A 12,801-nucleotide genomic window follows, 5' to 3' on the forward strand; every position below is an offset into this window, starting at 1 on the left:
CCGGCAGCAGCACGGCCCCACCATCCGCTCGGATGGTGGGGCCGTGTGCGCGGCGCTCTGTGGTCAGTCGATGAGCTCGGAGACGACCTCGTAGACCGGGGTGTCGGCGCTGGGCGGCTCCTCGGCGTACTGGGCGAGCTCCTGGAAGAAGAGCTTCGGATCGATGGCGCCCTCCGGGCCGTGGACTCCCGGCTTGGCGACCTGGCCACGCGCGGACATCAGCGCGGCGACGGCCAGCGGGATGCCGGTCATCTCGCCCATGTTGCCCTCGGGCTGGACGATGGCCTGGGCGCCGACCCGGATCCGTCTGCCGCCCTTGGTGCCCTCCGCGATCGCGAAGATGTTGCTCGGCAGTGAGGGCGACGGCCCCGCGCCCCGGCCCGCGACGTTCTCCGAGCGCAGCAGCGCCTCCGAGGCCTGGCGGACGTCGAGCTCGCCCGCACGGACGCGCAGGGCGATCGCGGTGATCGCCTCCATGAGACCGCGGCGGGCGCTCATCACGTTGAGCGACTCCCGCACCTCCGGGCGAACCCGGGGGAGGGTGAGCGGCTCCGGGTGGCCGCAGACCCACACCGGGTCGGTGCCGACGCCGGGGTAGGTCAGGGTCATCTCCTCGAGGCCGTAGCCGTCGACCAGGCCGCCGTCGCGCCAGAACTTGATCGGCTCGGTGCAGTTGTGCACCCAGTGCTCGATGGCGGCGGTGGCGTCGGCGAACTCCTTGCCCTCGGTGGCCTTCGGGAAGTGGGCCGCGGACGCACGCCACGAGGTGTAGACCTTCTCGACCGTGTCGCATTCGTCCATCGCGAGCACGGCCAGCAGGTTGCTGGTGCCCGGGCTCGCACCCATGCCGATGACGGCGGTGACACCGGCCTCGCGGGCGGCCTCGTCGAGCTCGAGCATCTCGAGCGTCGGCTCCCAGTCGTCGCAGATGTCGAGGTAGTCGGTGCCGGCGGCGATCGCGGCGCTCAGCACCTCACGACCGAAGCGGTAGAAGGGTCCGGCGCAGTTGAGCACGATGTCGACGTCGGCCAGAGCCGAGGCCAAGGCCTCGGCGTCGGAGATGTCCAGCTGGAGCGCGGTCGCCTTGGCACCGATGTCGGCGACCAGCTTGCCGGCCTTCTCGCCGTCGCGGTCAGCGACCACTACCTGTGCGATCTCCTCGGCCCCGGCCAGGATGCGGCACGCGTACGCGCCCATCTCACCGGCTCCGCCGGTCACGAGAACACGCGTGGGCTCGTTCTTCCTCATCGTCGTCATGGGGGCATCGTGAGACGTTCCGCGCGCCGGAGGTGGCCGCGCCGGTGGCGCTACGCCCAGGTGGGGGATCGCGCGGTGGCGCCGAGTCAGCCGGACGGCGACTGCTGGGCGATCCAGCTGGCGATCTGCGCGCGCGTCTTGAAGCCGAGCTTGGTCAGGATGCCCTCGACGTGGCCTTCGGCGGTGCGCTGCGAGATCACCAGCCGGGCCGCGATCTCCTTGTTCGACATCCCTGCCGCCACCATCTCGGCGACCTCGCGCTGGCGCGGCGTGAGCGTGCTCGTCGTCTTCGGGGCCGTCCCTGCCGAGGTGCTGGGGCTCTCGCCCAGGGCGAACGCGAGGATCTCCTCCTGGGGCATGGCGTGACCGCGGGTGATCGCCTCGTCGTACGCCGTGACGCCCAAGGCGTCCCGGATGCTCTCCTGATAGCTGTGCCGCCGGGCGGCGAACATGTGCGCCCCCGAGGACTTCCAGAACCTCTCCACGCCGCCGAAGAGGACGGCGGCCCGCCGGGCGTCCCCGGCGGTCGCAGCCGTCCAGGCGAGGAGCTCCAGGACCAGGGCGATCCCGAAGGTGTCACCCAGCGAGCGCTTGATGCGCAGCGCCTCGCCCAGATCTGCGGAGGCGAGGTCGAGCTCATCGCGCAGCAGGTGGATGAACCCGCGTCCCCACAGCGCGTAGGAGTGGTTCCAGCGGTCGCCGTTGGCAACGCACTGGTCGAGCAGCTCGGCGACGACCTGGCTCGCCTCGTCCAACTGGTCCGTGAAGATGTACGCCCCCGCGAGCTCGATGCCGAGGCTGTCGGCGTACTGGGGGCTGACGCTGCTGTGCGCATAGCCCTGCCGTGCCTCGATGAAGTAGGGAATGGCACTCCCCGGGTCGTCGCTCAACGTGTGCAGCATGCCGAGCACATGCGTCGAGTAGGCCAGGGTGGCCGTGTCGGCGAGCTGCAGTCCGATCTGGTGCGCTTCCTCGGCCATCGCCTCCACGGTGGCCTGGTCGCCCTGGAAGGCGGCGATGTAGGCGGTGGTGGCGAGGGCCCAGGCACGTTCGCGACTCGGCTCGGGATCGAGGCTCAGGAGCCGCTCGAGCCAGTGACGTCCTTCGGTGAGGTGGGCGACCCCGCCCCAGAACCACGGAACTCCGGCCAGTCGCATGCCCGCTCGCGCCTGGCCCGGGTCGGAGCAGCAGTACTCGAGTGCCCGGCGCAGGTTGGCGTGCTCGAGCTGGAGGATGCCGGTCCATTCCTCCTGCTTCGGCCCGACCCATTCCTCGCCGGCCTGCTCGACGAGCTCGAGGCACCAGTCGCAGTGTCGCTGGGAGAGGTCGGTGTCCCCGCCCGCTTCGGCGAGGCGGACCTGGCCGTAGGAGCGCAGGGTCTCGAGCATCCGGAACCGGACCTGCCCCGCCTGCTCCTCCCGGATGAAGATCGACTTGTCGAGGAGGCCGGACAGGGTGTCCAGCAGCTCGGTCTCCCGAAGACGGTCGTCCGCACACACCTTCGCCAGGGCGCGGGCACTGAAGCCGCCGGCGAAGACCGAGGAGCGGGCCCAGAGTCTCTGCTCGGCAGGCGTGCACAGGTCGTAGCTCCAGTCGATGAGCGCCTGGAGGGTCTGGTGTCGTGCGGGCAGGTTGCGTCCGCCCTCCCGAAGCAGCTCGAAGCGGTCGCCGAGCCGGTCGACCAGCTCGTCGACGGTGAGGAGGCGCAGCCGCACCGAGGCCAGCTCGATGGCGAGCGGGATGCCCTCGAGCTGGTGGCACAGGCGGGCGATGGCGGCCTCGTTGTCCGGCGTCAGTCGGAAGCCGGGCACGATCGCGGCGGTCCGCTCGGCGAGCAGCGTGACCGCGGGGTACTGGCTCGCGGTGCCCGGCGTCAGCGGGGCAGCGGGGTCGGGGACCGGCAGGGGAGCCACCGGGTAGACGTGCTCGCCCGCGATGCGCAGGGCCTGGCGGCTGGTGGTCAGGATCTTGACGTCGGGTGCGGCGCGCAGCAGTGCGTCGGCGAGCGTCGCCACCTCCTCGATCAGGTGCTCGCAGTTGTCCAGGACGAGGAGGACCTGCTGCTCCTGGAGGCGGTCGGCGAGGATCTCGGTCGCGGAGCCGGCGGACTGATCGCGGATGGCGAGGGCGTCCAGAACGGTGTACGGGAGAAGCGCCGGGTCCTCGAGTGAGGCCAGCTCGACCACGCACACGCCGTCGGCGAAGGCTCGCCGCATCTCGTTGGAGACGCGGTAGGCCAGGCGGGTCTTGCCGACGCCGCCGATGCCCGTGAGGGTGACGAGGCGGGCGTCGGCGAAGAGCTGGCGCACGGCGGACATGTCCTGCCGGCGCCCCACGAAGCTGGTGAGGTCTGCCGGCACGCCTGTCGGCCGGGTCGCGGACCGTGTCGTCATCGGGGCCTCAGGTACGTCGGTGGAGTGCTCTCGTGATCGTAGCGCCGCCGGCGCGGGGCGAGGGGCAATGGCCGGACGGGGGTGCCGCACGGGTAGTACGCGTAGGCGGACGGGTAGTTCCCCGGGTGCTCGCCGATGCCGCTCGCGGAAGTCTCTTGTCTGAGCGAACTCCGCCTGAACGGCGGGCGATCACGAGGAGACCGCGCCATGACCTTGCTGGCACCCGAGCACCATTCCCCTATCGCTGACCCCCGACGTGTCGCGCAGTCCCGTGAGTCGCTGAAGGCGGTCAGGGAGGACCGCTGCCAGCTGCAGCGCATCCTCATCGTCGACGAGCACGAACTCGTCCAGGCCGGCCTCTGCGCCGTCCTCACCGAGGAGCCGTGGGTGGCGTCCTGTCTGGTCGCCGCGAACGCCGAAGCCGCGTGGCACGTCGCCCAACGCCACCACCCCCAGCTCGTCCTCGTCAGCACCTCCCTCGGCGGGCGCAGTGCGCTGGACCTCTGTCGTGCCTTCAGGGAGCGCATGCCCCACGTCCGGGTCGTCCTCATGTCCGGCGAAGGCCGCGTGTCCGCGGCTCTCGCCCTCGTGCACGGTGCCGTCGCCTCGCTGTCCAAGCAGATGCCCCGCGCCGCGATCGCCATGGCGCTGCAGCGGGTCGCCGAAGGCGGCCGAGTCTTCCCGAAGGACTCGGGGCCATCCCCCGTCCAGCTCTCCCCGCGCGAGCTCGACATCCTCCAGCACGTCGCGTCGGGCATGTCGAACCCCGAGGTCGCGGACACCCTGAATCTCTCCCGCCACACCGTCAAGCAGCACACCAGCGCCGTCTACCGGAAGCTCGGCGTGCGCAACCGTGCCCAGGCCGCGAGTCGCGCCCAGGAGCTCGGCCTGCTCGTCGCTCCCGGAAGGTCGCGCTCGGATGGCTGACCTGGCGACCGGCTCCCCTCGGGGGCAGCAGGCACGACCGGAACCGGTGGAGGCGCTCGGCGCAGACGTCGTCGAGGATCTCCTCGCCCTGAGTCGGGCGCTTCGGGCTGCGCGTCCGCGCGGCGGCACCGCCGTCGCGGACCGTCGAGGCGCGTGCGACGCCGACGATCGGTCGCCCTCCTGACGGCCCACCCTCTCCGACCACACGGAGGCCTCGCCCGCATCGGGCGAGGCCTTCGTCGTCTCCGGGCGCCGGTTCGGTGGACGAGCGATCGGCCTGAGAGCTGGGAACGGCGCGGTGCGGGGCCTCGGGACGCCCGCACCGCGCCGGGTCTGGTGGAGGCTCAGTCGAAGCGGATGACGCCCCGGATGAGCTTGCCGGCGAGGAGGTCCTCGTAGCCCTGGTTGACGTCCTCCAGCTTGTACTCCTGGGTCACCAGCTCGTCGAGCTTGAGGAGGCCGCTCTGATAGAGACCGAGCAACCTCGGCACGTCGTACTGCGGGTTGAACTGGCCGAAGATGCAGCCCTTGACCGTCTTCTGGTACATGGCGAGCTGAGCCGCCGGGAGCTGCACGCTCAGGTCGTCCCACGGGCCCATCGCCGTGATGGCGATCGTGCCGGCCTTGCCGACGACGTTGAACGCCTGCGTGACGACCTCGGGGCTGACGTCGCCCGTGATCACCATCGCCCGCTCGGCGCCCTGGCCGTGGGTCATCTCCCAGACCGCCTCGAACGCGGTGTCCGCGTCGGCGAAGGCGTGGGTCGCGCCCAGCGCCAGGGCCGTGTCGCGCTTGAACTCGACCGGGTCGACCACGACGACGTACTTCGCCCCCGCCGCCGCCGCGCCCTGCACGGCGTTGATGCCGACGCCCCCGGCGCCGTAGATGACGGCCGTGTCCCCGACCGAGACGCCAGCCGCGTTCACGGCGGTGCCCCAGCCGGTCGGGACGCCGCACGAGGCCAGCACGGCCTTCTCCAGCGGGTGCGACTCGTCGACCTTGATCACCGAGTGCTGGGAGAGGGTGCCGTACTGCGAGAAGGACCCGACGGAGCACATGCCGCCGGCGTCCTCGTCGCCCAGGCGGAACCGGAAGGTGCCGTCCGGCAGCTGGCCGTCGAGCAGGAACTCGCCCAGGTCGCAGAGGTTCTGGTGACCGGTGCGGCACCAGCGGCACTCCCCGCAGCTGGGGATGAAGCTGACCAGGACGTGGTCGCCGGGCTTCACCTTCGTCACGCCCGGGCCGACCTCCTCGACGACGCCGGCTCCCTCGTGGCCTCCGACGATCGGGAGACGGGACGGGAAGTCGCCCTTCATGAGGTGCAGGTCGGAGTGGCACAGGCCGGCCGCGACATAGCGGACGAGGACCTCGCCCTCCTGCGGGCCGTCGAGCTCCAGCTCGACGATCTCGAACGGCTTGCCGACCTCGGTCAAAACGGCTGCAGTCGTCTTCATGTGCGTTCCTTGTCTGAGTGGTCTTCGGGCGAGGCTCCCGTCGAAAGTAGGACGGTGCGCCCGCCGTGACCCGGTTCCCCGACGGCGCACACCCGGCTGGGGGACTCGGGCTCGCGAGGACGCTCGGCCCAGGCTCAGCCGTCGATTCCCCACGTCTCGGCGGCGGCGAGGAGTGAGGCGGTGTGGAAGACGATGAGCTCGCGATAGCCGCCGGTCATCTCCCAGGTGCCGGACCAGCCCTTGGGCGCCAGGAACCAGTCGCCGGGGCCGTAGGTGTCGACCCGCCCGTCGGTCGAGGTCAGGATCGCGGTGCCGCTGAGGATGTGCACGTGCTCGTCGTAGGGCAGGTCGGTGAAGGCGACCGAGCCGTCGTCGGACTCGTAGACGCAGGTCGTGATGTCCTCGCCGGCGTACCAGACGGCGTTGCGGTTGCTCGCGATCGGACGCGGCATCATCTCGGCCGGCCACATCGGCATCGGCCGGAGGTTCCTGCCCTCGATGTGGTCGCGCCGGGCGGGGACGGGGTGGATCGTGGTCACTGGAAGTACTCCTTGTGGGCGGTGATGTAGTCGGCCAGCGTCTCCGCCGGCCGGCCGAGCATCCGGGTGATGGTGTCGACATGCCGGACTCCGGCGTACGACCCGGTCTCGTGGCTGAGATAGGTCATCAGCTGGTCGAAGGACGCCCCCATCGCCTCGCGCAGCGGCTGGTCGTCGTCGACGTAGGTGACGGTCTCGCCGAGGACGTCGGTGAACACCTCCGCGAGACCGGCGTAGTCATGCCGGTCGGGCGAGGTGAGCACGTACTCCTGCCCGACGTGCTGGGCCGGGTCCGCCGACAGGACCTTCGCCAGGATCTCGGCGATGTCACCCTCCGACACCCACATGCGGGGGCAGTCGGTGCTCGCCGGCATCGCGATGCGGCGGTTGGCCTTGACGTCCGTCGCCACGAAGGACGGGAGGTTGAACATGATCCACGCAGGGGCGTTGACGTAGCAGACAGGGAGGCCGCTGGCGTCGAGGAGCGGCTTGGCGACGACGTGCAGGCCGGCGCCGCAGCGCGCCGCGACGTACGCCGGGTCGGCCTGCTCGAGCGTGAAGCCCGGTGGCATCCCCAGCAGGCGCACGAGCAGCTCGACCGTGCCCGCCTCCCGGGCGGCACGGATGACGTTGGGGGTGACGACGGACTCGTCGGTGACGATGTCGGGGGTCACGACCAGCACCTTGCTGACGCCGTCCATCGCCTCGACCAGGCTGGCCTCGACGTTCCAGTCGCACACGACGGCCTCGGCATCGGGGAACCGGCGGTCGAGGCGGCGCAGGCCGGCCTCTCGACTGGTCGCGACCCGCAGCGACTGCGGGTCGCTCCGATGCAGGTGGGCGGCAGTGAGACCGCCCAGGTTTCCGGTGGCGCCGAGGATCAGAGTCTTTCCCATGGAGTCGAGTAGAGCCCCGGACCGCCCGTGCGCCGCGAGATCGCGAGCGCAAGACCCCCCAGGTGGGTGGGTCGGCGGTCCGGGGCTCGGTGTTCTCGGAGCCTCGACGTGACGCTCAGACGCTCGTGCGGGTCACCTTCGTGAGCGCCGAGAAGCCCAGGCCGCCCAGCCCGGCCTCCTGCGCCTCGGTCAGGTTCGCCACGGCCGCCTCCAGCAGGCGCGCCTTGAAGCCCGCCTCCTGCATGACGCCGAGCGTCGCGCGGCACCCGTCGGCGTAGGTGCCGAGATAGGCCGTGTCGGTCTCGTGCTGGTCGCTCGCGATCGCGGCCACGCACTCCTTGCCGGTCGCGGCGATGACCTGGAACGTCATCTCGCTGATCGCGTTGAGGGTCTCCGGGTCGATGCCCTGGGAGAAGGCGTAGGTCGCGGCCTCGACGTACGCGTTCAACGCGGCCGAGTAGAAGCCACCGACGACCGCGGCGTCCAGGACGCTGGCCGCCTTGACGTTGTCCGAGACGAGCGCCGAGTAGGGACCCGGCGTCATCAGGACCTGCTCGTGCTCGGCCCAGGCCTCCGGCGATCCGGAGTAGAGGATCATGCCCTCCCCGGTGCCCACCTGCTGCGGGTAGCAGAGGATCGCGCCGTCGAGGTAGCGCGCACCGCGGGCGGTCGCCCAGGCCTGCATGTCCTCGGCCTCGCCGGGGGTGCCCGTGCCGATGTTGACCAGCGTCGTGCCCGCCCAGTCGGTGGTGCCCTCGAGCGAGGTCTTGGTCGTGCCGTACGTCGAGGTGCAGGCGACCACGAGCCTGGCGTCGCGCACGGCGTCGGCGATGTCGCGGACCGGGGTCACGCCGTCGGGCGCGAGCGCCTCGGCCTTGTCCGGCGACCGGTTCCAGGCAGCCGTCCTGAGGCCCTGCGCGGCGAAGTTGCGGGCCAGTGCGGCGCCCATCAGGCCACAGCCGAGCACGGCCACGTCGTACGTCTTGGTTCCTGCGGTGGTGTCAGACATGCGTTCGCTTTCTGTTCCGTGGTTGGGGGTCAGGACGCGCGGGGGCCGAGGCGGACCGGCAGGGTGAGGCGCTGGTTGACGAAGTAGGACTCGGCGAACGGCGCGTCGCCGGCGATCTCCATCTGCGGGTAGCGCGACAGCGTCTCCTGGAGCATGACCCGCAGCTCGAGGCGGGCCAGCGCGTTGCCGAGGCAGAAGTGGCGGCCGCCGGCGCCGAAGGCCTGGTGCTCGGGGTTGCGGGTCACGTCGAACCGGTGCGGGTCGTCGTACTTGGACTCGTCGCGGTTGGCGGACGGGTACCACAGGACGACCGAGTCACCCTCCTTGATCTCGGCTCCGTTGAGCTCGACGTCCTTGGTCGCCGTACGACGCATCAGGGTGAACGCGGGGAACATCCGCAGCGCCTCCTCGACGGCGCTCGGCACCAGCGACAGGTCGTCGAGCACCTTCCGGCGCTCCTCGGGGTTCTGCATCAGCGCGATCATCGCGCTGGTGAAGGTCGCCATGGTGGAGTCGTTGCCGGCTGCGAAGAGCAGCAGCATGCCCGCGATGATCTCCTCGTCGCTGAGCTTGTCGCCCTCGACCTCGGCCTCGATCAGGATGCTGATCAGGTCGTCGCCGAGGTCGGCCTTCCGCTCCTCGAGCAGGGCGAAGCACTGCTCCATCAGGTCGGGGATGAACACGTTGATCCACTCCTCGAGGCCACCCGGGTTGTAGTGCGGGTCGTCGAGGGCGATGTAGCGGCTCATGTTGTGGATCCAACGGGCGTCGTCCTCCTCGGGGATGCCCATGAAGCCGTGGATCACCCGCGCGACGATCGGCTTGGAGATGTCGTTGACGAGGTCGCACGTCTCCTGGCCGTCGAGCCGGTCGAGGACGTTGGTGACCGCCTCGAGGACCGCGTGCTCCTCGGCGGCGATGCGCTCCTGGGTGAAGCCCGCGAGGAAGAGCTGCTTGAGCCGGTCGTGCCGCGGCGGATCGAGGTTGATCATGTCCAGCTTGGACTGCTCCTTGAGGTCCTCGGGCATGCCGTCCCACGTCAGGTCGGTCGCGCCGTCGCGGTGGGAGCTGAAGGTCTTCCAGTCGCGGCTGACCTTCGCGATGTCCTCCGCGCGGGTGATCGACCAGAACCCCCGGGCCTCGGGGACGCCGGGGACGCCGGGGGAGCGGTGCACCGGGCACTTGCCGCGCATCTCCTCGAAGGTCGCGTGCGGCGGGCCGTCGACCCACAGCGCGGGGTCGGCGATGGTGAAGCCGTCGTCGTTGATCGAAGTCATGTTTCCTCCACGTCAGGGCTCGTGCGACGCCGCGAACGTAGGTCGCTGACCGGGCCCGCCGCGTGACGTGGACAACAGCGACGCCCGGATGGGGGATCCCCTCGCTGGCGCCGGATGCTAAACGTGTGTTAAGGCGGCCGTCCGGCTCTCGTCCGCGTGAGTCCCCCAACCGGGTGGCTTCGCGGGCGGCGATCGCGCCCCGACCCACAGGGTGCGTTTGCATGGCGCCCATGTGCATCCTTGACGTGAGGATTGAGATCCATGGGTAACGAGACCGTCTACTCCCGGCTGCAGGACCAGGCCGCCCAGTCGCCCGACGCGCCGGTCCTGTTGGTCGACGGTCGCGACTACACCCGTTCGGAGCTCCATGACGCCGTCCGCGGGTTCGCCGCGGGCCTGACGGCTCTCGGGCTGGAGCGCGGCGACCGCGCCGTCATCGTGATGGACAACCGGTTCGAGGCCGTTTCGACCTGGCTCGGCGTCAACGCCGCCGGTGTCATCGACGTACCGATCAACAGCGAGGCCAAGGGCGCGCACCTCCAGTACCTGGTCAGCGACTGCGCGCCGCGCGTGCTCATCGGTCAGCCGGAGTATCTGCGGCAGGTCGCCGCCGTGATGCCGGCTCCGCCGCAGGTCGTCATCGTGGTGGACCCCGACGAGGACGTCGCTCCGTGCGGCGAGGACGTCCCGCACCACACCTACGACGAGGTCCTGGCGCTCGGGAGGGACGCGGAGGTCCCGCTGCCGCGTGAGGACGAGATCGCCACGATGATCTACACCTCCGGCACCACGGGGCCCTCCAAGGGCGTGCTGCTGCCGCAGAGGTACCACGTCGCGTGGGCCTCCATCGGCATGCGGTCGATGGGCATGCAGCCCGGTCAGACCGTCTACACACCCGAGCCGCTCTTCCACTCCGACGCCCGGTCGTACGTGGTCGCCGCCCTCATTGCCGGGGGCCGCGTCGCACTCGCCCGCAGGTTCAGCGTGAGCAGCTTCTGGGACGACGTCCGTGCCGCCGACGCGACCTACTTCGCCTACCTCGGCACGATGCTGTCGCTGCTCTGGGGCGCCGAGCCCAAGGCCGACGACGCCGACAACCCGGCGGTGATCGGCCTCGGTGGCGCAGCGCCGGCGGCGATCCACGAGGCCTTCGAGGAGCGCTTCGGCGTCACCTTGCTGGAGATGTACGGCATGACCGAGGCGCTGGGCATGACGATGAACAGCCTCGACGACCGCCGCGTCGGGTCGATCGGCAAGCCGGTCGACGAGATCGAGGCGCTCCTGGTCGACGCCGACGATCGGCCCGTGCCGGTCGGCGAGGTCGGCGAGCTCGTGGTCCGCCCCAAGGTCCCGAACATCATGATGGCGGGCTACTGGGCCAAGCCGGAGGCGACGATCGCCGCCTGGCGGAACCTCTGGTTCCACACCGGTGACCGGATGAAGGCGGACGAGGACGGCTTCCTCTACTACATCGGTCGGCTCAAGGACTCGATCCGCCGGCGGGGAGAGAACGTCTCCGCCTGGGAGGTCGAGATGGCCATGTGCCGCCACGACGACGTGCTGACCGCCGCTGCGATCGGCGTCCCGTCCGCGCTGGGCGAGGAGGACGTCGCGGCGCTCGTGGTGCCCAAGGAGGGCCACACGATCGACCCCCAGGAGCTTCATCGGTTCTTGACCGCCGACCTGCCGCGCTTCGCGGTTCCTCGCTATATCGAGGTCGTCGACTCCCTGCCCAAGACCCCGACCGAGCGGGTCAACAAGGACCTGGTCCGCACCCGCGGCCTGTCGGCGGCGGCGTGGGACGCCGAGGCCGGCGACCGCGGTCGCGTCCGGGCCTGACCGCATCCCATCCAGGAAAGACAGCCATGCGCCGTACTGTGTTCAACGAGGACCACGAGTCCTTCCGCCAGACCCTCCGCTCGTTCATCGAGGCCGAGGTCGTGCCCCACACCGACGAGTGGTTCGCCGCCGGCATCGTGCCACGCGAGCTCTACACGAAGATGGGCGAGCTGGGGCTGTTCGGCATCACCATCCCCGAGGAGTTCGGCGGGGCGGGCATCGACAGCCACAAGTTCCTGCTCGTCCAGTACGAGGAGAGCACCCGCGCCGGCGTCACGCTCGGCACCAACGTGCACGTGCTGCTGGCGCTGCCCTACGTCCTCATGCTGGCCGACGACGAGCAACGCAAGCGCTTCCTGCCCAAGTTCGCGACGGGCGAGGAGATGTGGGCACTGGCGATGACCGAGCCCGGCACCGGGTCGGACCTGGCCGGCATCCGCACCACCGCCAAGCTCTCCGAGGACGGCACGCACTACGTCCTCAACGGGGCGAAGACCTTCATCACCGGGGGCGTGCTTGCCGACCGGGTGATCGTCGCCGCGCGCACCAGCCCGGCGCGCGATGACGATCGCCGGTTCGGGCTCTCGCTGTTCGCGGTCGACACCTCGCTGCCCGGCTACACCGTGGGTCGCAAGCTCGACAAGCTCGGCCTGCGGGTCGAGGACACCGCCGAGCTCTCGTTCGTCGACGTGAAGGTCCCCGTGGAGGACCTGCTCGGCGAGGAGAACCAGGGCTTCTCCTACCTCGGCAAGAACCTGGCCTCCGAGCGCTGGGGCATCGCGGCCGGGGCCTACGCCCAGGCCGCCGCGGCAGTCCGCTTCGCCCAGCAGTACGTCCAGGAACGGACGGTCTTCGGCAAGAGCGTCGCGTCCTTCCAGAACACCAAGTTCGAGCTGGCCGCCTGCAAGGCGGAGGTCGATGCGGCGCAGGCCGTCGTGGACCGGACGCTCGAGGCGCTCGACGCCGGCGAGCTGACGCCCGCCGAGGCAGCGTCGGCGAAGCTCTTCTGCACCGAGGTCGCGCACCGGGTCATCGACCGTTGCCTCCAGTTGCACGGGGGCTATGGCTTCATGAACGAGTACCCGATCGCCCGGCTCTACGCCGACAACCGGGTCAACCGCATCTACGGCGGCACCTCGGAGATCATGAAGACGATCATCGCGAAGGACATGGGTCTCTGAGCCTGGCGCGCACCAGAAGAGGCCCCGGG

At 70.4% G+C, this 12,801-nt stretch carries 10 protein-coding genes; 3 read left to right on the forward strand and 7 right to left on the reverse strand.

Annotated features, from left to right (window positions below; all coding sequences use genetic code 11):
* Positions 1–63: 63 nt before the first annotated feature.
* Positions 64–1,257, reverse strand: a complete 1,194-nt coding sequence (locus tag AB4880_RS03240; protein ID WP_367917758.1) for a saccharopine dehydrogenase family protein — start codon at positions 1,255–1,257, stop codon at positions 64–66.
* Positions 1,258–1,343: 86 nt separating this feature from the next.
* Complete coding sequence (locus AB4880_RS03245) at positions 1,344–3,650, reverse strand: LuxR C-terminal-related transcriptional regulator (protein ID WP_367917759.1); 2,307 nt, start codon at positions 3,648–3,650, stop codon at positions 1,344–1,346.
* Positions 3,651–3,785: 135 nt separating this feature from the next.
* On the opposite strand from AB4880_RS03245, the gene AB4880_RS03250 reads away from it, so the two are divergent.
* Entirely contained in the window at positions 3,786–4,577 is a 792-nt protein-coding gene (locus tag AB4880_RS03250; protein WP_367917760.1) for a LuxR C-terminal-related transcriptional regulator, read from the forward strand.
* A gap of 344 nt (positions 4,578–4,921) precedes the next feature.
* On the opposite strand, the gene AB4880_RS03255 is transcribed toward AB4880_RS03250, so the two are convergent.
* The 5 genes from AB4880_RS03255 to AB4880_RS03275 all read right to left on the reverse strand — a co-directional run bounded on the left by AB4880_RS03255 (position 4,922) and on the right by AB4880_RS03275 (position 9,752).
* Positions 4,922–6,031 (reverse strand): NDMA-dependent alcohol dehydrogenase, encoded by a 1,110-nt coding sequence (locus AB4880_RS03255; protein ID WP_367917761.1) that lies wholly within the window; start codon positions 6,029–6,031, stop codon positions 4,922–4,924.
* A gap of 134 nt (positions 6,032–6,165) precedes the next feature.
* The gene (locus AB4880_RS03260; protein WP_367917762.1) at positions 6,166–6,570 is read right to left on the reverse strand and encodes a cupin domain-containing protein; all 405 of its coding nucleotides are present in this window, start codon (positions 6,568–6,570) and stop codon (positions 6,166–6,168) included.
* Positions 6,567–7,466, reverse strand: a complete 900-nt coding sequence (locus tag AB4880_RS03265; protein WP_367917763.1) for a Rossmann-fold NAD(P)-binding domain-containing protein — start codon at positions 7,464–7,466, stop codon at positions 6,567–6,569. The genes AB4880_RS03260 and AB4880_RS03265 overlap by 4 nt, the downstream gene beginning before the upstream one ends.
* 115 nt (positions 7,467–7,581) lie before the next feature.
* Positions 7,582–8,475, reverse strand: a complete 894-nt coding sequence (locus tag AB4880_RS03270; RefSeq protein WP_367917764.1) for an NAD(P)-dependent oxidoreductase — start codon at positions 8,473–8,475, stop codon at positions 7,582–7,584.
* A 29-nt stretch (positions 8,476–8,504) separates the two neighbouring features.
* Positions 8,505–9,752, reverse strand: a complete 1,248-nt coding sequence (locus AB4880_RS03275; RefSeq protein WP_367917765.1) for a cytochrome P450 — start codon at positions 9,750–9,752, stop codon at positions 8,505–8,507.
* Positions 9,753–10,013: 261 nt separating this feature from the next.
* On the opposite strand from AB4880_RS03275, the gene AB4880_RS03280 reads away from it, so the two are divergent.
* Both AB4880_RS03280 and AB4880_RS03285 read left to right on the forward strand, forming a co-directional pair.
* Positions 10,014–11,591, forward strand: a complete 1,578-nt coding sequence (locus AB4880_RS03280; protein ID WP_367917766.1) for an AMP-binding protein — start codon at positions 10,014–10,016, stop codon at positions 11,589–11,591.
* Positions 11,592–11,617: 26 nt separating this feature from the next.
* On the forward strand, positions 11,618–12,772 hold the full coding sequence (locus tag AB4880_RS03285) for an acyl-CoA dehydrogenase family protein (RefSeq protein ID WP_367917767.1): 1,155 nt from the start codon (positions 11,618–11,620) through the stop codon (positions 12,770–12,772).
* The last annotated feature ends 29 nt before the right edge of the window (positions 12,773–12,801 follow it).

Origin of the sequence: Nocardioides ginsengisoli (assembly GCF_039537225.1) — a bacterium.
GTDB lineage: Bacteria > Actinomycetota > Actinomycetes > Propionibacteriales > Nocardioidaceae > Nocardioides > Nocardioides ginsengisoli.